The sequence below is a fragment of the Nocardiopsis sp. KDC1DS13DA1 genome (assembly GCF_055632325.1).
The window spans coordinates 92,425-115,211 of the sequence record NZ_JBVMUY010000034.1 but is presented as its reverse complement, the minus strand read 5'-3'; the positions used below and the strand labels follow the sequence as shown (position 1 = coordinate 115,211).

Genomic DNA, 22,787 nt, shown 5'->3' with positions numbered 1-22,787 from the left:
GGACGGGGTCAGGAACCGTGCGGGCAGGAGTCCCGGTAGTCCGAGAGGTCCGTGCCGATCCCGGTCCTGGGCGGCGGGCACAGGAACTGCTCGTACCGCAGGTCGTCGTCGACGAACCTCTTCAGCCAGGAGATGCTGAACCGGGCGATCGTCGTGTCGGAGATGTTGGGCGCGAAGTGGCTCGCGCCGCGCAGCTCCAGGTAGGCCGAGTCCAGGTCCGGGTCCAGGCTCTCGTGGAACGGGATGGAGTGCGACCAGACCGGCGCGATCGTGTCGTTCTCCGCGCCGATGACCAACGTCGGCACCTCCACGTCCGACCAGTTCTTCTGGGTGTGCCAGGGCGTGAGCGGGATCGCCGCCCGGAGTTCCGGCCGGTCCTCGGCGACGGCCAGCGTTCCGCCGCCGCCCATCGAGTGGCCCATCACGGCCAGGCGGTCGTCGTCCACCCGGTCCGCGACGTCGCTGTCGTCCACCAGGTAGTCCAGGGCCGCGTCCATCTGGCGGCCCCGGCTGTCCGGTTGGTCGTACCGGGTGTTGGTGTCGATGGTGAACACCACGAAGCCCTGTGAGGCGATCCGGTGGCCGTACCAGGACATCGACGACTCGCTCGCCGTGTACCCGGGGGCGATCACCACACCGCCGAAGGTGCCCTCGCTGGTGTCGGTGGGGTAGTAGATCGTGCCGCCGCCGAAGCCCCAGACCAGGGACGACACACTGGTCGTGTCGGTGTCGAAGGGGCCGCGCACGGCGGTGACGCTCTCCTCCGTGGGGTCCGGGCCGCGCTCGTGGGGGTTGTCGGCCGCGTGCGCGGGCGCGGCCAGACCTCCGGCCGCGCCCAGGGTCAGCGCCACGGCCAGGGCGGCCCTCGCGGTGACGCGGGCGGCCCAGGAGCGCGCGGTGCCGGCGGCGGTCGTGTCGGTGGGGGGCGGGGGGTTCTTCGTTCGCACGTCGTTGTCCTTTTCCTGCAGCGGGAAACGCGGTCCGAGGCCGCGTTCCAGGGGGTTGTTCCGTTGCCGAAAAACGGTCGCGCCGTCCGTATTCGGTGATCTCCCCGGGGTTTCGTGCGTAATGTCGGTCTCTGCTCCCCGGGGTGTGGGGGCACCGGTCGGGTTTCTCCTTTCTGTGTCTGGTTTCACTATGGTGTCGTTCCGGTGAAATGTAATCCGTGTGATCACCAGTCCGACCGACCGACCGACCGGCCGGTTCGGCGACGGTGCCCCGGTGGCCGACCACCGGGGCCGGTGCCCGCCGCGGTCGTCCCCGCGGTGCTCAGCCCCGCTGCCGCGGCCCCCGCCACCAGGACAGGAGCCGGTCGAGCAGGTCCGGTTCGCGGCGGTCCCCGTCCGGCTCCGGCCGCGGTGGGGGGAGGCGGGGGCCGCGCTGCGGCTCCGCGGGCTCGGGGTCGGCCCGGTGCAGGGGTTCGGCGGGGGTGAAGGAGACGGGCAGTTCGCGCAGACCCCGGACGAACACCGAGGGGACCGCGCGCAGTTCCTCGGGCGGGACGGCCAGACGCAGCCCGGTGAGCCGCTCGTTGAGCGTGCGGACGGCGACGGCCGTGATCATCCGGGCCAGCTCCCGTGCCGGACAGGCGTGCGGCCCCGCCCCGAACATCAGGTGCGCCCGGTTGCCGCCGACCATCCCGGCGGCGCAGCTCTCCGGTGCGGGCCGCACGGCGGGGTCGCGGTGGGCGGGGGCGAAGCCGATCAACAGGGCGTCGCCCGCCCGCACGTCGGCGTCCCCGATCCGCACGTCGTGCAGGGCGAACCTGGCGGCGATCAACTGGAACGGCATGTCCGTCCACATCACGTGGTCCAAAAGGTCCTGGACCGACACGCACGCGTCGGCCTGGGCCTGCCGGAGCCCGGGATCGGTGAGCAGGGTGCGCATGGTGTTGCCGATGAGGTGCGTGGTCGGTTGGTGGCTGGCGTTGTTGACCAGCGCGGCCTGGTGGGCGACCTCGTGGTCGCTGAGCCCCGCCGGGTGCGCCAGCATCCACGACACGAGGTCCTCGCCGGGGCACTCCCGCTTGCGCACCACCAGACCGGCGAAGTACTGCTGGATCCGCGACACCGCGTCCGCGCCCCGCTTGGCGTCCTCGCCGAAGACGATCGAGGTCAGGTCGCCGAGCATGTGGCCGTAGCTGTCGGACAGCCCGTACAGGCGGTTGACCACCAGGACCGGCAGCGGGGCGGCGAACTCCGTGATGAGGTCGGCCCGGCCCCGTGCGACGAAGGCGTCCACCAGGTCGTCGGCGATCCGGCGGACCATCCGCTCGGTCGCGGCCAGGTCCACCCTGGCGAGGGCGTCCACGATGGGGGTGCGCAGCCTGGTGTGGGCGGGGCCGTCGGTGTACAGGGCGTTGGGCCGCCAGGAGAGCGTGGGACGGGAGGTGGCCAGGTCGACGCGGCCCTCGACCACCTCGCGCCAGCGGCGGGTGTCCCTGGAGAACAGCCGCTGGTTCCGCAGGACCGTGAGGTTCTCGTGGTAGCCCAGCAGGACCCACACGCGGACACCGTCCTCCAGTTCCGCTGGGGCGACCGCGCCGTGGCGCTCCCGCAGCCTCTCCCAGAGCCCGTCGAGCCCGCTGTCGGGCAGGGGTCCGTGCAGCCGGGCGAGCTGGTGCGGGCAGTGTGCGGGGGGCTCCTGGGGAGGGTCGCCGCCGTCGGTTCGGATGGTCGTCATCGGGTGCGCGGCCCCGGGCGTGCCGGGGCCGCCTCCCTCCCTTCGAGGAGAAGACACGTCGTCGCGGTGACGGGAGGGGAAGGGGCTGGGCGGGCCCGACCGGGGGTCGGGGCGCGGCCGTCCGGGTGCCTCGCCTCTTCTCCGGCGGGTGTCCCGTGCACGGCGGAAAACGGGGATGTCCGCCCTGGTCGTGGAATTCTAGAGGGGATTCGGGTCCTTTCTCAACAGCATTCGGAAAAAGCTGGCCCGGGTTTTCCCGGTTCGGTGGGCTGCGGTGCGGGAATTCTGGCATGTCCGCCGACGTATTCCTTTTCCGCCGTTTCCCGGGCCTCCGGTGCCGCCCGGCGCGGCCGGGGCCGCCCCGCCCCGGACTGTCGGTGCCCAGCCGTAGCGTCGTCCACGTGAGCGATCGATGGAGTACCGACGACGTCTGGGCGCTGGCCCCGGATCCCCCGTCACGCAAGGCGGCGCTCAAGGTGGCCAAGCCTGGTTCCTGGCCACAGAGCGGAGTGATCACCGACCCCTCCGGAGCCGTCTCCGCGGTGTGGGGCGAGTGCAAGGGGAGCGGCGCCAAGCCCTACCTCGCCGCCGCACACCTGGACGGTGAGGGAGGGCCCGCCTACAAGTGCAGCTGCCCCAGCCGCAAGATCCCCTGTAAGCACGTGCTCGGCCTGCTCGCCCTGTGGTCGCAGGGGGGCGTGGACGTACGCGACGAGCACCCCGAGTGGGTCTCCGCCTGGCTGGGCGGGCGTGCCGCGCGCAGGGCCAAGGCGGTGGAGAGGGCGGCCAGACCCGCCGACCCCAAGCGGGTGGAGGCCACACTCAGGGAGCGGGAGAAGGCCGTCGCGGGCGGCATGGACGAGCTCCGCCTCTGGCTCGACGACCAGATCGACGGCGGGCTCGCGGAGGCGCCCAAGCACCGCTACGACCACTGGGACCGGATGGCCAAGCGCCTGGTGGACGCCAAGGCGGGCGGCGCGGCCTCCGCCGTCGCCGAACTGCCGGGCGCCGTCCGGGCGGCCGACTGGCCCGGGGTCCTGCTGGAGCGCCTCAGCATGATCCACCTGCTGGTCGGCGCCCACCGTGCCGGGGACGGCCTGGACGAACGCACGCGCGGGGTGGTCCGCGCCCGGGTCGGTATCACCACCAAGGCGGACGAGGTCCTGGCGGACGGGGAACGCGTCCGCGACACCTGGACCGTCCTGGGGTCGAGGGACACCACCACCGCCGAGGGCGACATGACCGCCCGCCGTGTCTGGTTGCGCGGGATCCGCACCGGCCGCCTCGCCCTGTCGCTGAGCTTCGCGCGCTCGGGGGAGACACCGCGGACGCCCTTCCGCGTCGGAACCGAGGTGACCACGGAACTCGCCTTCTACCCGGACGGCCAGCGTGTGGTCCCCGCGGCCGACGGCGACACCCGCGCCGCGCCCCCGCCGCAGGGCGCAACGGTGGTCGAGGCGCTCGACGCCTTCGCCGCGGCGCTCGCCGTCGACCCCTGGCGGGACACCTGGCCCGTGGTCCTGGACCGGGCGGCCCCCGCCCGCGACGGCGGATGGCACCTGGTCGACCCCACCGGCACCGCGCTCCCCCTGGACGGCGGCTCCCCCTGGAACCTCCTCGCCATCACGGGCGGCCATCCCGCCACCGTGGTCGCCGAGTGGTCGCCCCGCGACGGACTCACCCCCCTGACCGTGTGGGACACGGACGGAAAGGCCAACCCACTGTGACACCGGACCCCCTGGCCCCAGCCGACTCCTGGGACCGCCTGGTCTCCACCGCGCTCGTGGGCACCGCCCGTCGCGCCGTTCCCGACACCCCCGACCTCCCCCGGACCCCCGCCGCCGAGGGCGCCCAGGCCCTGCTGGACCGCGCCGCCCTGGCCACGGTGCGGCGGACCGCCGGATACACGCCCGGGACCGCGGAGCCCGTCGCGCCGGACCCCGCACCGGAGTCCCCGCGCATCGGCGCCGCGGCCGCGCACCGGCTCTCGCTGATCCTGGCCCACCGGCCCGAACTGCTCCCCGAGTGGCTGGAGCTGGTCGCCGCCGGTGGACGCGAGGTGCACCGCGCCGCCATCCCCGCCCTGCTCGCCCGCGGTGAGCGGGACAGCCAGCTGCGCCCCGCCGTCGCCGCCGCCGTCGGAACCCGGGGCCGGTGGCTGGCCGGGTTGCGACCGGAGTGGGAGTACGTGGCCGCCGAGGCACTGCCCGGGGACGCCTTCGCCGAGGAGGAGTGGACGGACGGCACCCGGGCGGAACGGCGCCGCGCCCTGGCCGTCCTGCGCGCCGCCGACCCGGACGCCGCCCGCGGGCGCCTGGAGCAGGTGTGGGGCTCACTGGGCACGGCCGAGACGCGCCGCCGCCTGCTCGACACGTTCTCCGCCGGGCCGGTCCCCGGGGACGCCGGTTTCCTGGACACCGTCCTGGACGACCGGGCCGCCAACGTCCGCGGCCTGGCGCTGTCCCTGCTCACCCGGCTTCCCGGCAGCGCCCACGCCGACCGGCTGCGGCGGTACGTCCGTGAACGCGCGCACGTCGGCGACCGGGGCGAGCTGGTCGTCGACGGCATCGGGGCCGACCACACCGGCGTCCTCCGCGACCTGGCGCTCGCCGTCCCCGACGGACCCCAGAGCACCGGCGAGATCTTCGAGCGGACCTGGGCCCTGATCACCCACGCCCCCCTGGACGCGTGGACCGACCTGTTCGACACCACCCCGGACGGGGTCCTCGCCCTGACCGAGCAGTCCCGTGAACCACGGCTGCGGGACGCGTTCGTCAACGCGATCGGGCTCCAGTCCGACCCCGGGTGGGCCCGCGCCGTGCTCCGGTCCCTCGGCACGCGCCTGGCCGAGCAGACCGCCGACAACGCGCGGCGGCGCAGGGTGGTCCAGCTGGAGGTCCTCCTCAGCCCGCTCCCCGTCGAGGAGCGCTGCGCGGTGGTCCTGGACGCCGTCCGCGACCGCACCCGTGAGGCCGACCTCTCCCACCTGGCGCAGGCGGTCGCCGCCCCCTGGAACCGGGACCTGTCCCGGCTGGTCCTCGAACGGGTCAGCGCCCCGGCGGCCGGTAAGGGCCGCAACGCGACCGCCTACCGCCACCTCTGCCACCTGGCGGCCGGGTTCGTACCGCCCGAACACCTCGCCGACCTTCCCGAGGCCCCGCCGCGCGACGGCGCCGAGGCCGACGCCTTCCTCCGCCTGAGGGAACTCCTCCGCTTCCGTCTCGACATGCACAAGGAGCTCTAGTTGACCAGCAGCACCCCCTCCATCAGCACCGACGCGTCGCAGGCACTGCGCCCCCACGCCGAACAGACCTACGCCGCGGAACTGGAGGCGCTGGCCAAGAACGACGACCGCCAGCGTCCGCCCGGCTGGAAGCTCTCCCCCTGGGCCGTCACCCGGTACCTGCTGGGCGCCACACTGGAGGACGGAACGGAGATCACGCCCAAGTACATCGGGTCGCGCCGCGTCGTGGAGGTCGCCGTGGCCACCCTGGCCACCGACCGCGCGCTGCTGCTCATCGGTGTGCCCGGTACGGCCAAGACGTGGCTGTCCGAGCACCTGGCCGCGGCGATCGCCGGTGACTCCACCCTCCTGGTGCAGGGCACCGCGGGCACCTCCGAGGAGGCGGTCCGGTACGGGTGGAACTACGCGCGGCTGCTCGCCGAGGGGCCGTCCGAGGCGGCACTCGTGCCCAGCCCGGTGATGACGGCGATGGCGCGCGGGTCGATCGGGCGCATCGAGGAGCTCACCCGCATGCCCTCCGACGTACAGGACGGCCTGATCACCGTGCTGTCGGAGAAGTCGCTGCCCGTGGCCGAACTGGGGATCGAGGTCCAGGCACAGCGCGGGTTCAACATCATCGCGACCGCCAACGACCGCGACCGCGGCGTCAACGACCTGTCCAGCGCGCTGCGCCGCCGCTTCAACACGGTGGTGCTGCCGGTCCCGGACAGCGTGGAGGACGAGATCCGCATCGTCACCCAGCGCGTGGAGCAGCTGGGCCGGGCGCTCGACCTGCCGGAGGTGCCGACCAGCCTCACCGAGATCCAGCGCGTGGTCACGGTCTTCCGCGAGCTGCGCTCGGGGGTGACCGAGGACAACGGGACCAAGCTCAAGTCCCCCAGCGGCACCCTCAGCACAGCCGAGGCCATCTCGGTGATCACCAACGGCATCGCGCTGGCCGCGCACTTCGGCGACGGTCAGCTGCGTCCGGCGGACGTCGCGGCCGGGATCCAGGGCGCCGTCGTCCAGGACCGGGTGTCCGACGGCGTCGTCTGGCGCGAGTACCTGGAGACCGTCGCGCGCGCACGCGACGGGTGGGGCGAGTTCTACAAGGCGTGCCGCGAGGTGGGCGCCTGATGGCCCGAGCCCGACTGGACACGAGCGGGCTGCACGTCCTGGGCGTGCGGCACCACGGCCCGGGGTCGGCCCGGGCCGTCCGGGCGGCCCTGGAGGAGATCAAGCCCGACGCGGTGCTGATCGAGGGGCCGCCGGAGGCGGACGCGCTCACGCACCTGGTGGGGGAGCTGGAGCCGCCCGTGGCCCTGCTGGCTTACGTGAACGACGCGCCCAGGGGCGGCTCCGCGTCGGCCTCCCCGACCCCCTCGGCCTCCCGGGAGGGGTGGGCGTTCTGGCCGTTCGCGAGCTTCTCCCCGGAGTGGGAGGCGCTGCGGTACGCGGTCTCCGCGGACGTCCCGGTGCGCTTCTGCGACCTGCCCGCCGCCCACACGCTCGCCGAGCGGGTCGCCCGTGCCGAGGCGCGGGCCGAGCAGGAGGGGGAGCGCGCGGCCGACGGGGACCGGGGCGCCGACGGCCCGCCCGAGGGTGAGGAGGACGCGTCCACCGGTCCGTCGGCGGCCGGGGACGAGCGCGTCCGGGTCGACCCGCTCGGGGTGCTCGCCGAGGCCGCCGGGTACGACGACGCCGAACGCTGGTGGGACGACGTCGTCGAGCAGCGCCGCGACGGAGAGCCCTCCCCGTTCCCCGCGATCGCCGACGCCATGGCCGCCGTCCGCGCCGAGGCCGGGCCGGAGGACGACCGGGACGCGCGCCGTGAGGCGTACATGCGCCAGACCCTGCGCACCGTCCTGAGACAGGGGCACGAACGCGTGGCCGTCGTGTGCGGCGCCTGGCACGCGCCCGCACTGCGCGACGTCGCCGACCACCCGGTCAAGGACGACACCGCCCTGCTCAGGGGCCTGCCCAAGGCGAAGGTCACCGCCACCTGGGTGCCGTGGACGCACGGCCGCCTGGCCGCCGCCAGCGGTTACGGCGCCGGGGTGACCGCCCCCGGCTGGTACCACCACCTGTTCACCGCCCCCGACCGGCCGGTGCACCGGTGGCTGGCCGACGCCGCCCGGCTGCTCCGCGAGGAGGGGCAGCACGTGTCGTCGTCGCACGTCATCGAGGGGGTGCGGCTGGCCGAGAGCCTCGCCGTCCTGCGCGGACGGCCGCTCGCCGGGCTCGACGAGATGTCCGAGGCGCTCACCGCCGTGCTGTGCGAGGGCGAGCCGACCCGGGCGGCGCTGGTCCACGGGAGGATGTCGGTCGGCGAGCGCATGGGGTCGGTGCCCCCGTCGACCCCGATGGTGCCGTTGCAGCGCGACCTGATGGCGGCGCAGAAGCGGCTGCGGCTCAAGCCCGAGCCGTTCGACCGCGACCTCGACCTGGACCTGCGCAAGGACAGCCAGCGCGAACGCGGGGTGCTGCTGCACCGGCTGCGGCTGCTCGGGGTCGGGTGGGGAGAGCCGCGCACACCCGACCGCGGGCGGAAGGGGACGTTCAACGAGTCGTGGCGGATCCGGTGGGAACCGGACATGGACGTCGCGCTCATCGAGGCCAGCCAGTGGGGGACCACGGTGGAGTCGGCGGCGACGGCCAGGGTCGTGGACACGGCCCGGGACGCGACGCTGCCCACGCTGACCTCGCTCACCGAGCAGTGCCTGTTCGCCGAACTCGGTGACGCCCTGCCCGAGGTGCTGTCCCTGCTCACGGACCGGGCCGCGACCGACAGCGACGTCACGCACCTGATGGAGGCGCTGCCGCCGCTGGCGCGGTCGGCGCGGTACGGGGACGTGCGCGGCACCGACGACACGCATCTGCGGGCGGTTGCCGAACAGATCCTGCGCAGGGTGTGCGTCGGGCTCGTCCCGGCCGTGCGCGGACTGGACGACGACGCGGCGGCGGAGTTCGTCCGGCGGATCGACGCGACCCACACCGCCGCCGCGCTGCTCGGCGGCGAGGGTGAGCGGGTGTGGACGCAGACGCTGGTCGCGCTCGCCGCACGCGAGTCGCTGCCGGGCCGGATCGCCGGACGGGTCAACCGGATGCTCCTGGACGCCTCGCTGCTGGAGGCCGGGGAGCTGCGCCGCCGTCTCGGACTGGCGATGTCGCCGGGGACCGAACCCGCCGAGGCCGCCGCCTGGCTGGAGGGCTTCCTCCAGGGGAGCGGGCTCATCCTGGTGCACGACGACCGGCTGCTCAGGCTGATCGACACCTGGCTGCTGGGGTTGCCCGAGGAGCGGTTCACATCGGTCCTGCCGCTGCTGCGGCGCACCTTCGGGGCGTTCGACGGCCCCGAACGCAGGGAGATCGGCGAGGCCGCCGCGCGGATCGGGGGCGGCGGCGAGCGGCCACCGGCCGCCGACCGCAGGCCCGTGGACGCCGAACGGGCCGCCCCGGCGCTGGCCGCCGTCGCGGCCATCCTCACCAACGGAAGGAGCGGGTCGTGAACACCGTGGACGAACGCGAGCGCCGATGGCGGCTGGTGCTCGGCAGGGAGGCCCGGTGCGCCGGGCTGAGCACGGGCGACCAGGGCATGGACGGTGCCCTGGAGGCCCTGTACAACCGGTCCGACCGGGGCCGCGGCACGGGGGCGGGCGCGCTCACCTCCGAACGCGGTGCTGGTCTCGGCGGCTCGGCGCCCCAGGTGGCGCGGTGGCTCGGCGACATCCGGGAGTACTTCCCGACCTCGGTCGTCCAGGTCATGCAGCAGGACGCCATGGACCGGCTGGGACTGCACCAGCTCCTGCTGGAGCCGGAGATGATGGAGGCCGTCGAACCGGACGTGCACCTGGTGGGGACGCTGCTGTCGCTGAACCGGGTGATGCCGGACGAGGCCCGGGAGTCGGCCCGCGCCGTGGTGCGCAAGGTCGTGGAGGACCTGGAGCGCAGGGTCGCGCAGAAGACGACGTCGGTGGTGCGGGGCGCGATCGACCGGTCGGCGCGCACCCACCGGCCGCGCCGGGTGTCCGACATCGACTGGAACGCCACCATCCGCCGGAACCTCGCCCACTACCTGCCCGAGCACAACACGATCGTGCCGCAGACCCTGGTCGGGTACGGGCGGCGGAGCCGGGGCGTGCAGAAGGAGGTCGTGCTGGCGATCGACCAGAGCGGGTCGATGGCGGCCTCCGTGGTCTACGCGAGCGTGTTCGGCGCGGTGCTGGCGTCGATGAGCGCGCTGAGGACGTCGCTCGTGGTCTTCGACACCGCCGTGGTGGACCTGACCGAGCAGCTGACCGACCCGGTGGAGGTGCTGTTCGGGACGCAGTTGGGCGGCGGTACGCACATCAACAAGGCTATTCGCTACTGCCAGGAGCTGATCACCAAGCCGAACGACTCGGTGTTCGTGCTGATCAGCGACCTGTACGAGGGCGGCGTCCGGGCGGAGATGCTCAAGCGGGTGGCCGCGATGAAGGCGGCCGGGACACAGGTCGTGGTGCTGCTCGCCCTGTCCGACGAGGGCGCGCCCTTCTACGACCGGGAGAACGCGGCGGCGCTCGCGGAGATGGACGTGCCCGCGTTCGCGTGCACGCCGGACATGTTCCCGGAACTGATGGCCGCGGCCATCCAGGGCCAGCCGCTCACCGCCTGGGTGGACAAGCAGCAGGACGTGTGACGTGCGCGGGGCGGGGTCGCGGGGCGGCCCCGCCCCGCGCTCGTCCACAGGCGGGAGGAAAGCCATGGCCTGTCGCCGCGCCCTTCCGTGGCCTGGCCGCGACGTCCTTCGACGAGTGGGGAGCAGGCAGGTGACCGTCACCGCATCCGACCGTCCGGCGGTCCTGGACGCGATCGGGCCCGACACCGAGGCGCTCGGCTTCACCATGTCGTGCGAGGAGCCGGTCCGGGACCTGGGGTCGCGGCCGGGCTGGGCGCGCCTGCCGCTGCTCGACTGGTCCTGCGGGGTCCTTGTCATGGTGCGCGTGTGATCGCCGGGGAAAGGCTGCCGGAGGGCGCGCGGTCCCGGGGGTCCGGGCCGAGAAAGGTGACCGGAGGGTGTGCGGTTCCGGAGCCCGGTCCGACATCCCTCCGCGCCGAATGCGCGCTGGTCGTCGATCTCCGATAGCCGGGGAAACGGCATCCCGGCCGGTCCGGCGGCCGCGGCCCCGGGCCGTCCCGCAGCACCGAGGAGGGTGGCCCGGCTGCTGGGGGGTCGCAGCCGGACCACGTGCGGGATCCGGAGCCGCCATCGGTGCGAACCGCCGTCCGCGTGTGCGCGGAACCGGAGTGCGGCGGCGGTCCGGCGCGGGCCGGGAGGCCGTCCCCACCACGCGTGCCGCCGATGACGAGGCGTTGCGGATTCCGTTCTTCTCCTGGTCGGTACGGGCCGACCGAAAGGCATTATGGCATTTTCGCCAGGAGTGTTCCATGGGGTTTCTCACGAGAACCGCGCGGACGCCTCGGAGGCGCGCACGAACAGGCGGGAAACGGGTGCGTTCCGGATAACCCGGCTCCCGGGGCGTTCCGCGCGGTAGGAAGCGCGCCACGGGGTGACGGACGCGGAAAACCGGTGGCACCGCACCGAGCGCGCCCGCTACCCTTCCTCCGTGCCCGAGTCGAAGGATCAGGCCGCCTAGGGCGATTCCCCCATCGCGCGCCCTTCCGGCGGCCGAAGCCCACAGCAATCCCAGCCGTTTCCGCGTTCCACGCCGGTGCGGTTCCTCATGCTGCCCGGCTCTGATCCCGACTCCTGGAGCACCTTCCTTGCCTGCCCGAAAACGCGACGCTCTCGTCCTCGTCGCCGTCCTCACGTCCATCTTCGTCCTCCCGCTGTCCATCACCGGCGCCTCCGCCGCCCTGCCCGCCATCCAGGCGGAGTTCGGCGGCGGGCTGGCCGCGGCGCAGTGGGTCGTCAACGCCTACAACGCCTGCTTCGCCGCCTTCCTGGTGTCCGCGGGCTCCGTCGCCGACGCGATCGGCCGCCGGAGGGTCTACACCCTCGGTGTCGTCCTCTTCTGCGTCAGCGGCCTGTCGATCCTGCTGGTCCAGGACATCGTCACCCTCGTCGTCCTGCGCACCCTGGGCGGTGTCGGGGCCGCGGCGGTCGTCGCCGGAGGGGCCGCGATCCTGACGGCCGTGTTCGAGGGGCCCGCGCGCGCCCGCGCGTTCGGCCTCCTCGGCACGGTCGCCGGGGCGGGCACCGCCTTCGGCCCGGCGGTCGCGGGTCTGCTCATCGACACCCTCGACTGGCGCTCCGCGTTCGCCGCCCCCGCCGTGGTCGCCGGCGCGGTCCTGTTGCTCGTACCCCTGCTCCCCCCGGTCCGGGGGACCGGCCGCCGTGTCGACCTGCTCGGCGGTGCGCTGTTCACGGCGGCTCTGCTCACCCTGATCACCGCGCTGGTGGAGGGACCCGGGCGCGGACCCGTCCTGATGGTGGCGGCCCTCGCGGTGTCGTTCCTGCTGTTCGCCGTGTTCGCCCTGGTCGAGCGCGGACGACGGGACCCGCTCGTCGACGTCGCCGTCCTGGCCAACCGCCGGTTCGTGGCCTACGCACTGGCCGCGGCCACCTTCATGGTGGTGCTCGTCCCGCTGCTGGTGTACCTGCCCTCCTACCTCATCGCGGTGGTCGGCCTGGGGCCCGCCCAGGCGGGCCTGTGGCTGCTGATGCTCACGGTGCCCACGCTGGTCCTGCCCACCGCCGGTGCCGAACTGGCCGCGCGCCTTCCGCACACGGCGGTCGTGACCGGGGCGCTGGCACTGGTCGCGGTCGGCGCCTTCACGCTCACGACGCTGGGACCGGACGCCACACCCCCGCGTCTCCTCCTGCCGTTCCTTCTGATCGGATCCGGGGTGGGCCTCACCAACGGCCTCATCGACGGCCTGGCGCTGGGCACGGTGCCCGCCGAACGGGCGGGGACCGCGGCGGGGGTGTTCAACGCCTCCAGGCTCACCCTGGAGACGGTCTCCCTGGCGGGTGCGGGCGCCGTGCTGGCGGTCCTCACCGGCGGGAGTCTGTCGGGCGCGGCCTTCACCGACGCGTTCCACGTCGTGGGACTGGTCCTGGGCGGGTGCGCCGTCGTGGCCGTCGCGGTGGTCGCCGTCCTCGGCCGCCGGGTGGCGGAGGCCGAGGGGAGCCCCGCCGGGGTCGACTGACACCCTCGCCCGCGTGTACACGGGACCGCCCGCCGCCCCTCGACGGGTGGCGGGCGGTCGGGTCGTGTCAGTCCTCGACGAACACGGCGACGGTGCGGGGCGGCACCGTCAGCGTGCCCGTCGCCGGGTCGAAGGCCGACCCGCGCACCACCGCGTCCGTGGAGTCCGCCTGTACCGGGTGCAGACCGACGTCCGCGCCGACCAGGGCGGCCACGCCCTCTTCGGCGGTCTCCACGCCCGCGTTGAACACGACCGTCACCGACTCCCACTCACCGTCGAGCCCCGCGGTGTCCACGTGCATCGTGATGACGCCCGGGGTCTCGTCCGCGCCGCTGGTCGGGAAGGTCAGCCGCGCCTGGATCTCCTCGGCCGTGCCCAGGGAGAAGGCGGGCGTCGAGGAGCGGATCCGCAGCAGCTCGCCGAACCGCTCGCGGCTGGCCTCCACCGCCGCGCAGTCCGCGACCAGGTCCGGGTCGGCCAGGAGCGGCTCGGCGTAGCGCCACTTGTCCTCGTTGTCCCACGCCGGGGGCAGGCCCACCCCGAAGTTGTTGCCCCGCTCGCAGTCCCGGTCGAACCGGTTGAACCAGTCCCCGGAGTCGTAGGAGTTGCGGTCCAGCGACTTCGAGCGCAGCCGTTCCGAACCCGCGTGCACGAACGCCGTGCCCTGCCCGAGCAGAGCCGTGGCCAGGGACAGCGACTGCATGCGCACCCGGTCCTCCATCGGGGTGTCCGGGGGCAGCTTGTAGGCGAGCGCGTCGTACAGGGTCTCGTTGTCGTGCGCGTCGACGTAGGTCACCGCCTCGCCGGGGGCGAGCGTGTAGCCCGCCGGTGCCCCGTTGTAGTCGACCTCCCCACCGGTCACCTCCCGGCCCGAGGAGGACGTGAACCGGTAGTCGCGGAGGTTGCCGGTCAGCCCGACCCTGACCAGGTCGTGGTAGCCGAGCAGCCGGGCGCGCTGCTGGTCCGCCGTGCCGTTGGCGGGGGAGGCGTTCGGGTCGGTGTACAGCCCGCTGCCGAAGCCCTGCACCCGCGGGTCCGCGTCGAAGGGGACGCCGCCGCGCACACCGTCGCGCAGCCGGTCGTTGAAGGTCCCGATCCCGGTCCCGGCCATGTTGGTCTGCGTGGCCTGCTCGAACCGGGCGTCGTCGGCGACCTCGCCGAAGTTCCAGCCCTCCCCGTACAGGATGATCTCGGAGCCGTCGACCCCGTCCTCCTCCGGGGTGAGCGCGTCCAGCGCCTCGCGCACGTCCAGCATGTTCTGCTTCGGGTGGTGGCCCATGAGGTCGAACCGGAAGCCGTCCACGCGGTACTCGCGGGCCCACGTGGTCACCGAGTCCACGACCAGCCGCCCCATCATCAGGTGTTCCGGGGCCGTGTTGGGGCAGCAGGTGGAGGTGGCCACCGAGCCGTCCGCCAGGAGCCGGTGGTAGTAGCCGGGCACGATCCGGTCGAGCACCGAGCGCCCGTCCTGCCCGGCCGCGTAGGTGTGGTTGTACACCACGTCCATCACCACGCGCAGCCCCGCGTCGTTGAGCCCGCCCACCATGGAACGGAACTCGGTGACCCGGGCGGAGCCGTCGGGGTCGGTCGCGTACGAGCCCTCGGGCACCGTGTAGTGGACGGGGTCGTAGCCCCAGTTGAACGAGTCGCCGCCGCGCGTGTCGCCGACGCACGCCTGCTGTTCGGGGGAGTCGGGCGCGAACGAGGCCGGGTCGCAGTCGGGTTCGGTCCGGTCGGCGGGGTCCTCGGGGACCGAACCGATGTCGTAGGCGGGCAGCAGGTGCACGTAGTCGAGGCCGTCCGCGGCGAGCGCGGCGAGGTCCCGCATCCCCTCGGAGTCCCGTTCGGCGAAGGCTCCGAAGGTTCCGCGCAGTTCCCCGGGCACGGTCGGGTCGCTGACGGAGTGGTCGCGCACGTGGAGTTCGTAGACGACCGCCTCGTTCACGGGCACGGCCCCGGGCTTGGCCCGGTCGTCCCACCCCTCCGGAGCGAGGGCGGGGTCGTCGAGGTCGACCAGGTGGGTCCGGGCGGAGTCGGTGGCCAGCGAGACGCTGTAGGGGTCGGTCACCCGGTTGTCCTCCACACGTCCTGTGGTGGGGGCGAAGACGCGCACGTCGAACGTGTAGTAGCGGCCCTTCCAGTCCTCCTGGCCGGTGACGGACCACACGCCCGTACGCCGGTCCAGTCGCATCGGGACGGAGCGGGACGCGTCGGTGGCGGAGTCCTCGTACAGCTCCAGGCCGACCGACTGCGCGGTGGGTGCCCACACGGAGACGGTGGGGCGGCCGCGGTCATCCCAGACGGTGCCGAGGTCGGCGTCGGCGGCGTCCGCGTACAGGTCGTCGAGGACCCCGGGGATCTGGACGCCGGTCGCGGCGGTGACCCGGCCGTCGCCGTCCTGCTCGACGACGGCGAGTTGGCCGGTCAGGGCCCTGCGCAGCTGGGGTTCGACGACGCGGTCCGGGACGAGGACGGACAGGTCCGCGAGGTGCGGCCAGGCGGCGCGTTGGGCCTCGGTCAGGCCGTCGGGGTCAGCGCTCAGCTCCACGGTGATGTCGGAGCCGTCGAGTGAGCCGCCCGAGACGTCCAGGTCGGCGCCCCGGGAGGACACCAGGGAGTAGGTGCGGTCGGGGTCGGGGTCACCGGGCCAGACCAGGGTGTCCGTCCCGATCCAGTGCGCGCGCTGGGTGTCGAGGTCCGTTCCGACGGGTTCCGTCGTCGCGGCTGATCCGGGGGCGGTGGAGAGCAGTGGGAGGGCCACCAGCAGCGCGACCAGTCCGGAGGCGATCGTCCGCGCTGGTCGTGGGTGGTCCTGGCGGTCGGGAGCGTGTGTCCGGAACCACGGGGATCTCATGGGGGAGGCCGGTCCTCTCGCCGGGGGGCGGTCACCGGAACGGTAATGAGACCGGACCCGGACTGCAAGAGTTTCCAGAAAATTTCCGCAAGTTTGCAAATTTCCGTGCGGAGACCCGTCGTGCCGTAGGGTCACCGGTGGACCCGCTTCCTCGCATGTCAGGAGTACCGGTGGCGAAACCGAGGATCGAGGAGCTCGGCTGGTGCCCCACCCCGATGGGTGAGATCAGCCTGCGCCGCCGTTGGGACCCCGCGGCGGGCACCGACGTCCACGAGATCCGGCTCGACGACGAGTTCCTCATGTCGAGCCTGTTCACCGCGGCGGAGGAGGAGATGGCGCGGCTCGCCCTCGCCGAGCTGCGGGCCGGGGGCGGGGAGGACGGGTTCGACGTGGTCGTCGGCGGGCTCGGTCTGGGATACACCGCCGCGACCGTGCTGGACGACCCCGGGGTGCGCTCGCTGACCGTCGTCGAGGCCCTGGCGGCGGTCGTCGACTGGCATGAGAAGGGCCTGGTCCCGGCGGCGGGCAACCTGTCCACCGACCCCCGCTGCCGTCTGGAGCACGGCGACTTCTTCGCGGCGGTCGCCTCGCCCGGGGGCCTGCTGCCCGACGAGCCCGGCCGTGTGTTCGACGCGGTCGTCGTCGACATCGACCACTCGCCGCGCCACGTCCTGTCCCCCGCGCACGCGGCGTTCTACACGGTCGAGGGGACCCGCCGACTCGCCGAACACCTGCGCCCCGGCGGAGTCTTCGCGCTGTGGTCCGACGATCCGCCCGACCAGGCCTACCTGGAGGTCCTCGGCGCGGTTCTGGACCGGGTGCGCGCCGAGGTGGTCGCCTTCCCCAACCCCTACCTCGACCAGCCGTCGACCAACACGGTCTACCTGGGCACGCGTCCGGACCGTACGGCCTGACCGTCCCGGGCGGGGTCAGGCTTCGGGGGCGTCGGGCTCCCCGCCCGTCTCGCGGACGAACTCCGCACCCAGCTCCCCGACCAGGCGCTCGCGCGCGGCCCGCAGGCGCTCGGTGTAGTCGGGCGCGAAGGTCGCGGGCAACCCCCTGTCGAGGGCGCCGGAGATCCGGTGCAGCGCGCTCCGCACCGCGGGGTCGTCCACCACCCGCGCGAACGCGGCGGTGCCCTCCATCCGGTCCAGCCAGTCGGAGAGCACCAGCGCCTGGTCGCGGGTGAGACGGAGCGTGACGTCGTCGCCCGTGCCGGGGGCGTCGTCGCTCACGCCGGGGCCGTTCCCGCTACTCCCCGCCGTCCTCGGGCAGCAGCCCCCGGGCGATGACGTCCTCGGTCAGCGCACGCAGGACCTGGTCGGCGTCGCCGTGGTGCCCGGGGTGCCCGGTCCGGCGGCGGACCTCCTCGCGGACCGCCGCGACCACGGACTCCGACCGCAGGGCCGCCGCGAGCGGTGCCGCCTCCAGCGCCTCGTTCCACGTGCGCAGCGTCTCCAGCCGCCCGTGCTCGACCGCCTCGTGGGTGAGGTGGAACAGGGCGTCGATGCTGCGGTCGTGGGAGCCGGCGTCCATGAGGTCGACGTCGACGACCAGGACGGGGCGGGTCGACTCTCCGCCCTCCTCGGGGCGCAGGTGGTAGGCCTTCCACAGCCGTCCGTTGGTCAGCACGACCCACTCGGCCCCGTGCTCGGCGGCCACCCTGCGGGCCGTCTGGATGTTGCGGACGTCCAGGTCCTGCCCGCAGCCCTTCACCTCGACGGGCGCGAAGAGCTTCTCCTCGAGGACGATCGCGTAGTCGACCGACTCGCCGCCCGTGCGGTACTCGGTGGTCAGGTCCTGGTACTTGCTGTAGTTCATGCCGACGCTGAGGACGTCGGCCACGAGCATGCGGGTGTCGCCCTCGTTGGCGTCGCGCTCGACCAGTTCGGCCAGCGGGCCGGAGAGACGGTCGATCGCGGCGGCGAGCCTGCTGCGTACGGGGGTCTCCCAGCTGACGGTCGTGGTCGTGAACTGACCGGTCCTGGTCATCACCTGGGTTGCCTCAGCGTCCATGCCCGTCCGTTTCCGCGGTCGCCGTGGTCCCCGCCGCGGGCCACCGGGGCGGGGGTAGTGCAGCAACGATCGTACAACTCGGGCGGGCTCCTCAGCCCACCGCCGTGCGGCCGGTTCCGGCCCCGGCGACCGCCTCGGCGACCGCCCGCGGGTCGACCAGATGGGGGTGGTGCCCGGCGCCCGGGACCCGGACCGTCCGGTGCCCGGGGTCCACCGCCCCGACGGGGTCGTGCTCGCCCGCGACCACCGTCACCGGAACGGGGCAGGAGGCGAGCAGCGCGCGCAGCTCCGCCCGGGAGGCCGCGCGCCGCCCCTTGGACAGCGCGCGCGCCACGCGGGCGGCCGCCCCGGGTCGGCGCAGGCCGAGCACCGCGCTGGCCACGGCACGGTCCAGGTCGTCGCGGCCCTCACCGACGCCGGTCATCCGGCGCAGCCGCTCGGCCGACAGGCGGGGCAGGGCCGCTCGGACCAGGGGGCGCGTGTGCTCGGGGCGTAGGGGCCGGTCCTGGAGGAAGGCGGGGGCGACCAGGACGAGGCCGCCGACCCGCTCGGGGTGGGCGCTGGCGTACCGCACCAGGGGCGCGCACCCGGCCGAGTGGCCGACCAGGACCGGCCTGGTCACCACCGGGCCGAGCAGTTCCCCGAGCCACACCGCGTCGGGAACGGGGGAGGGGCCGGAGCGCCCCAGCCCCGGCAGGTCGGGGACGAGGACGGGGGCGTCGAGCAGGTCCGCCACCGGACGCCAGGACTCGCCGTCCAGGGGCAGGCCGTGCAGCAGGACGTAGGACGGGGACACCCGGTCCCCGGTGAGGTAGGTGCGGGTTCCGGCGACCGGACGCAACCCTCCGTGGACTCCGTCGGGCAGCGTTCCGAAGCCCTCGGAGACCAGCCGGTCCGCCCAGCGGGTGAGCGAGGTCCACACCGGCGGGTGGGCCAGACCGGCGGCCGCCGCGAGCGCGTTGGCGGACGCGGTGTCGTAGCGGTCCCCGCTGAGGAAGGTGAGCGTCTCGGGCTCGGTCCGGGTGAGCGCGCGCGGCAGGCGGCGTAGCAGCCCGACGGGCACGGAGCCGCGCGGCGGGCGCACCCCCAGGTGGCGGGCGAGGCCGTGCAGGAGTTCGCCCAGGTTGGGGGTGGACTCGTCGAGGACCCAGTGGGCGCGGACGCCTCCGGAGTCGTGTGCGGGGACCGCGGCGAGGAAGCGGGCGAGGTGGTCGGCGGTCACCACGGGGACGAAGGTCGCCGCGTTGCCCGGGGCGAGCGGCAGCCGACCGAGCCACAGGTCGCGGACGGTCTCGGCGAGGCCGATGTACTGGCCGGACTCGCCCGTCACCGAGTCGCCGATCACCGTCGCGGGGTTGACGACGGTCAGCGGCAGGCCCTCGCGTTCCGCCAGGTCCCGGACGGCGGCGTCGGCCTCGATCTTGGACGCCTCGTAGGCGCCGAGTTCGCGGTAGAGCCGGTCCGTGTCCGTCGCGGCCGGGCCCGGTGCGCCCGCGCGGTAGCCGGTGACATGGACGACGCGCCGCAGTCCGGAAAGGCGCGCGGCCCAGGTGAGGACGTGCAGGGCGCTGTCGACGTTGGCGGTCCTGGCCTCCTCGCGGTCCATACCGAAGCGGTACACGGCGGCGCAGTTGTGGACGTCGCGGACGGATTCCAGGGTCCGCGCGTCGTCCGCGCCCAGGCCGAGTCCGGGACGGGTGGCGTCGACCCGGACGGTGGTCAGCCGGTCGGCGGGGAGTCCGCGCTCGCGCAGCCACGACAGGAGCTCCTCCTCACGGGGGCCGCCCCGGGTCGCGGCGGCGACGGACCGCCCGTCCCGGAGGAGTTCGGCCACCAGGTGCCGGCCGATGAGGCCGGTCGCTCCGAGGACGAGGGTGCCGGGTGTCCGGGCTGCTGACATGACGACTCCTTAAGTAGACCTGTCTACATATTTTTGAGGCATGAGGGAACCCCGGTGCTCGGGCCCCTCCTACGCGCCGAGGATCCGGGTGACCGTTCCGCGGGCCGCGTCGAGCGGTGCGCGGCTGTGGGTCGCGCGGGCCAGGAGGAGCGCGCCCTCCACGACGGACAGCACCGACCAGGCGTCCGCGTCCGCCCCCGCCCGGTCGCGCCCGTCCGCTGCCAGGCGGTCCGCCAGCACCCCCTGCCAGGACGAGTAGACGTCCCGGCAGACCGCGTGCACGGCGCCGTCGGCGGCCGAGACGTCCAGCGCCGTGGCGGCGAGCGGGCAGCCCTTGGTGAAGTCCGACCCCTCCATCCGGGCGGTGAAGTGGTCGATCAGCGCCAGGACGAGGCCGACCGTGTCGGGCGCCTCCTCGGACATCTCGCGCAGCAGCGCCCCGACCTCCGAGCCCGCCGCCTCCAGGGCCGCCGCGACGAGTTCGTCCTTGCCGCCGGGGAAGTGGAAGTAGAGGGAGCCGCGCGGGGTCCCGCTGGCGGCCAGCACCTGGTTGAGTCCGGTGCCGGAGTACCCGTGCGCCTCCAGCAGTTCGCGCGCGCCGTCCACGAGCCGTGCCCGCGTGGCCGCTCCCTTGGTTCCCATGGACGCCAGACTAGACCGATCTGCATATTTTTGCCAATCGGCGGAGCCTCACGCGTCCCGCGCGGCGCCCGCGCTCCGTGCGCGGAACTCCCGCGGGCTCATCCCCCGCCTCCGTTTGAAGGCCGTGCTGAACGCGGCCGCGTCGGAGTACCCGACGGCGTCGGCCACCCGGCCCACACCCGCGTCCGACTCCGCCAGCAGCCCCTCGGCGGTGTACATGCGCCACTCGGTGAGGTAACTCAACGGTGCCTGGCCCATGACCTCGGTGAAGCGTTTGGCGAAGTGCGCCCGCGACACCCGCGCCCTGGCCGCCAGCGCCCCGACCGTCCACGGCTCCCGCGGGTTCCGGTGGACGGCGTCGAGCGCGGGCCCGGTCACGGGGTCCATGGTCCCCCGGTACCAGGCGGGGGCGGCCGCGCCCTCCCGCTCGAACCAGCAGTTCAGCGTGCAGACCAACCCCATGTCCAGGGCGCGGTCGACCAGGGCCTGCCCGCCCGGCCGGTCCCGGCGGGCCAGGGCGTCCCGCGCCGACGCGAGCCACAGGACGTCGTCGGCCTCCTCCCGGTGCACCAGGGCGGGCGGCAGGGTGGCCAGCAGCCGGTCGTGGCGGCCCCGCGCGGACTGGTAGGAGCCCACGACGAGACTGGTGCGGTCCACGGAGCCGTCCGTCAACCGCAGCGGCGCGGGTCCGCGCACCAGCGCGGTGTCGCCCGGGCCCAGCCTGAGGGAGGGGCCGTCGGCCGGGAGGACCGAGGCGGTGCCGTCGAGCACCGTGACCATGCTCAGTGACGCGCCGTCGGTGAGGTGGATCGTCCACGGGGGGCCGAGCGACGTCTCGCACAGGGACGCTCCCCGCGCGCGGATGCCGCTCAGCATGTCACTCAAGGGGTCCATGGCGGCAGTGTAGACGAACACAAAGAAAATACGGATTCTGAGCCATGGATCGTCCAGAGTTTCTGTTCTGTACTGGGGGCATGAACCACGAGAGCCCTGAGACCGGCACCCCCGTGCGCGATGACGAACGCACCGCGCTCGTGGTGTTCGCCCACCACCGCTCCGACTCCCTGACCGCGTCCGTGGCCAGGCGCGCCGCGGACCGGCTCGCGTCCGCCGGGTACCGCGTCGATCTGCTGGACCTGCACGCCGAGGGGTTCGACCCCCGCAACCGCGTGGCCGACGAACCCGACTACACGGACCGCGACAGGACCTACTCCGAGGAGGTGCACGCCCACTTCCGCCGCGTCCGCGCCGCGGAGGTCATCGTCCCCGTCTTCCCCGTGTGGTGGTTCGGCCCCCCGGCGCTGCTGAAGGGCTGGTTCGACCGGGTGTGGAACTACGGTCTGGCCTACGGGCGCAGGGAGTCCCGCATGGCCCAGAAGCGGATGCTGTGGGTGGGCCTGGCCGGGCTCCCCGAACGGGACCCGAACGCCGACCTCGTCACGGGGCTGCTCGACGGTGCGCTGCGCCGGGGGATCTCCGAGTTCTGCGGGATCACCGACGTCCGCACGGCGGTCCTGTTCGACAGCGAGGGGCAGGAGCTCACCGGGGAGGTGCGCGAACGCCACCACCGTGACCTCCTCGCCGTCGCCGACACGGCGGTCGACGAACTCGTCGCCGGGTGACGGGGGGCCTGCAGGGGCTGCACTAGGACCCCGCCGCCGTCATCGGATTCGAAGTCCGCGTGATTCGTGCAGACACGTGTCACTTTGTACCTTTTCATGTCACTAAATCCGATTGCCGGTGTTGTCTGGTGCTGGGTGATGCCGCCTGGTGTCGCGTCACAACGGAGTTGCGGAGCACGAACCGGCGATGGGCGGCATCCGGCCAGGGGTGCGGACGGAATGGAGGCGAAGCGGGGGGTTTCGCACGTCGGCCGACTCTCCGCGGCCCTGCCGTGGGAGGTGCTGGAGGTCCAGTCGGACGGTAGCCGAACGATCTCGGGACTCCAGGAAGCCTTCCTCGACAAGGCTCGGAAACTTGCAGCGGTGAGAGTAGACATGGCTTCCCCGTGCTGCTAAATTTCCTGTCGTAGCCGAAGAGATCCACGGCTGGGCCACCGGATACGCCGGTGGAGAGCAGGACGGCCCGACCGGCGCGCTTGGTTGTACGGCGCTGCGGGCCGGCAGTACCGCAGTACCGGTGTTCCGCTCGAACAGGGGACACCGTGCAGGAAGTGGAGCAGGACGGCTCGACGGTGTGCACGTGCTTGAAGACACCGGGAGCCGGTAGGACAGCAGTACAGAAGGTCCAGCAGTACCGCAGGACCGGCCTCCCGCCCGCACGGGGGAGACCGTCGCAGGAAGAAGAAGGACGCGGCA

The 22,787-nt window shown here is 73.6% G+C and carries 17 protein-coding genes; 9 read left to right on the top strand and 8 right to left on the bottom strand.

Annotation, left to right across the window (positions count from 1 at the left end; translation table 11 throughout):
* Window positions 1-8 precede the first annotated feature (8 nt).
* Together ACTVAJ_RS22745 and ACTVAJ_RS22740 are read right to left on the bottom strand one after the other, a co-directional pair.
* On the bottom strand, window positions 9-947 hold the full coding sequence (locus ACTVAJ_RS22745; RefSeq protein WP_470390257.1) for an alpha/beta hydrolase family protein: 939 nt from the start codon (window positions 945-947) through the stop codon (window positions 9-11).
* Window positions 948-1,269: 322 nt separating this feature from the next.
* A complete protein-coding gene (locus ACTVAJ_RS22740) occupies window positions 1,270-2,682 on the bottom strand; it encodes a cytochrome P450 family protein (protein ID WP_470390256.1) in 1,413 nt (470 codons plus the stop codon).
* Between the two features lie 476 nt (window positions 2,683-3,158).
* On the opposite strand from ACTVAJ_RS22740, the gene ACTVAJ_RS22735 reads away from it, so the two are divergent.
* The 7 genes from ACTVAJ_RS22735 (at window position 3,159) to ACTVAJ_RS22705 (ending at window position 13,057) form a co-directional block, all read left to right on the top strand.
* The gene (locus ACTVAJ_RS22735; RefSeq protein ID WP_470390262.1) at window positions 3,159-4,409 is read left to right on the top strand and encodes an SWIM zinc finger family protein; all 1,251 of its coding nucleotides are present in this window, start codon (window positions 3,159-3,161) and stop codon (window positions 4,407-4,409) included.
* A complete protein-coding gene (locus tag ACTVAJ_RS22730) occupies window positions 4,406-5,926 on the top strand; it encodes a DUF5691 domain-containing protein (protein WP_470390255.1) in 1,521 nt (506 codons plus the stop codon). Before ACTVAJ_RS22735 ends, ACTVAJ_RS22730 begins: the two co-directional genes overlap by 4 nt.
* Window positions 5,927-7,042, top strand: a complete 1,116-nt coding sequence (locus ACTVAJ_RS22725) for an ATP-binding protein (protein WP_470390254.1) — start codon at window positions 5,927-5,929, stop codon at window positions 7,040-7,042.
* A complete protein-coding gene (locus tag ACTVAJ_RS22720) occupies window positions 7,042-9,414 on the top strand; it encodes a DUF5682 family protein (protein WP_470390253.1) in 2,373 nt (790 codons plus the stop codon). Before ACTVAJ_RS22725 ends, ACTVAJ_RS22720 begins: the two co-directional genes overlap by 1 nt.
* Entirely contained in the window at window positions 9,411-10,583 is a 1,173-nt protein-coding gene (locus tag ACTVAJ_RS22715; RefSeq protein ID WP_470390252.1) for a VWA domain-containing protein, read from the top strand. The genes ACTVAJ_RS22720 and ACTVAJ_RS22715 overlap by 4 nt, the downstream gene beginning before the upstream one ends.
* A gap of 130 nt (window positions 10,584-10,713) precedes the next feature.
* Window positions 10,714-10,893, top strand: coding sequence for a hypothetical protein (locus tag ACTVAJ_RS22710; protein WP_470390251.1), 180 nt, complete (start codon window positions 10,714-10,716; stop codon window positions 10,891-10,893).
* A gap of 775 nt (window positions 10,894-11,668) precedes the next feature.
* On the top strand, window positions 11,669-13,057 hold the full coding sequence (locus ACTVAJ_RS22705) for an MFS transporter (RefSeq protein ID WP_470390250.1): 1,389 nt from the start codon (window positions 11,669-11,671) through the stop codon (window positions 13,055-13,057).
* A 67-nt stretch (window positions 13,058-13,124) separates the two neighbouring features.
* Here the strand turns inward: ACTVAJ_RS22705 and pulA are convergent, their stop codons facing one another.
* A complete protein-coding gene (pulA, locus tag ACTVAJ_RS22700) occupies window positions 13,125-15,911 on the bottom strand; it encodes a pullulanase-type alpha-1,6-glucosidase (RefSeq protein WP_470390249.1) in 2,787 nt (928 codons plus the stop codon).
* A gap of 170 nt (window positions 15,912-16,081) precedes the next feature.
* On the opposite strand from pulA, the gene ACTVAJ_RS22695 reads away from it, so the two are divergent.
* Window positions 16,082-16,825 carry a spermidine synthase gene (locus tag ACTVAJ_RS22695; protein ID WP_470390248.1) on the top strand — a complete coding sequence of 248 codons (744 nt, stop codon included), beginning with the start codon at window positions 16,082-16,084 and terminating at the stop codon, window positions 16,823-16,825.
* A gap of 15 nt (window positions 16,826-16,840) precedes the next feature.
* Here ACTVAJ_RS22695 and ACTVAJ_RS22690 read toward each other — a convergent pair whose 3' ends face one another.
* From ACTVAJ_RS22690 to ACTVAJ_RS22670, 5 genes are all read right to left on the bottom strand, one after another.
* Window positions 16,841-17,146, bottom strand: coding sequence for a hypothetical protein (locus ACTVAJ_RS22690; RefSeq protein WP_470390247.1), 306 nt, complete (start codon window positions 17,144-17,146; stop codon window positions 16,841-16,843).
* Between the two features lie 16 nt (window positions 17,147-17,162).
* The gene (locus ACTVAJ_RS22685; RefSeq protein WP_470390246.1) at window positions 17,163-17,927 is read right to left on the bottom strand and encodes a hypothetical protein; all 765 of its coding nucleotides are present in this window, start codon (window positions 17,925-17,927) and stop codon (window positions 17,163-17,165) included.
* 91 nt (window positions 17,928-18,018) lie between these two features.
* Entirely contained in the window at window positions 18,019-19,827 is a 1,809-nt protein-coding gene (locus ACTVAJ_RS22680; RefSeq protein ID WP_470390245.1) for an alpha/beta fold hydrolase, read from the bottom strand.
* Window positions 19,828-19,896: 69 nt separating this feature from the next.
* Entirely contained in the window at window positions 19,897-20,469 is a 573-nt protein-coding gene (locus tag ACTVAJ_RS22675; protein WP_470390244.1) for a TetR/AcrR family transcriptional regulator, read from the bottom strand.
* A gap of 48 nt (window positions 20,470-20,517) precedes the next feature.
* Window positions 20,518-21,363: an AraC family transcriptional regulator gene (locus ACTVAJ_RS22670; protein ID WP_470390243.1), complete on the bottom strand. Its 846-nt coding sequence runs from the start codon at window positions 21,361-21,363 to the stop codon at window positions 20,518-20,520.
* An 80-nt stretch (window positions 21,364-21,443) separates the two neighbouring features.
* Between ACTVAJ_RS22670 and ACTVAJ_RS22665 the strand changes: the two genes are divergently transcribed.
* Window positions 21,444-22,091, top strand: coding sequence for an NAD(P)H oxidoreductase (locus ACTVAJ_RS22665; RefSeq protein WP_470390242.1), 648 nt, complete (start codon window positions 21,444-21,446; stop codon window positions 22,089-22,091).
* The last annotated feature ends 696 nt before the right edge of the window (window positions 22,092-22,787 follow it).

Excerpts from the sequence above, each read along its gene's own strand:
- ACTVAJ_RS22740 (WP_470390256.1), bottom strand. The coding sequence starts at position 2,682 with ATGACGACCATCCGAACCGACGGCGGCGACCCTCCCCAGGAGCCCCCC.
- ACTVAJ_RS22720 (WP_470390253.1), top strand. The coding sequence starts at position 7,042 with ATGGCCCGAGCCCGACTGGACACGAGCGGGCTGCACGTCCTGGGCGTG.
- pulA (WP_470390249.1), bottom strand. The coding sequence starts at position 15,911 with ATGAGATCCCCGTGGTTCCGGACACACGCTCCCGACCGCCAGGACCAC.
- ACTVAJ_RS22685 (WP_470390246.1), bottom strand. The coding sequence starts at position 17,927 with ATGGACGCTGAGGCAACCCAGGTGATGACCAGGACCGGTCAGTTCACG.
- ACTVAJ_RS22680 (WP_470390245.1), bottom strand. The coding sequence starts at position 19,827 with ATGTCAGCAGCCCGGACACCCGGCACCCTCGTCCTCGGAGCGACCGGC.
- ACTVAJ_RS22675 (WP_470390244.1), bottom strand. The coding sequence starts at position 20,469 with ATGGGAACCAAGGGAGCGGCCACGCGGGCACGGCTCGTGGACGGCGCG.
- ACTVAJ_RS22670 (WP_470390243.1), bottom strand. The coding sequence starts at position 21,363 with ATGGACCCCTTGAGTGACATGCTGAGCGGCATCCGCGCGCGGGGAGCG.
- ACTVAJ_RS22665 (WP_470390242.1), top strand. The coding sequence starts at position 21,444 with ATGAACCACGAGAGCCCTGAGACCGGCACCCCCGTGCGCGATGACGAA.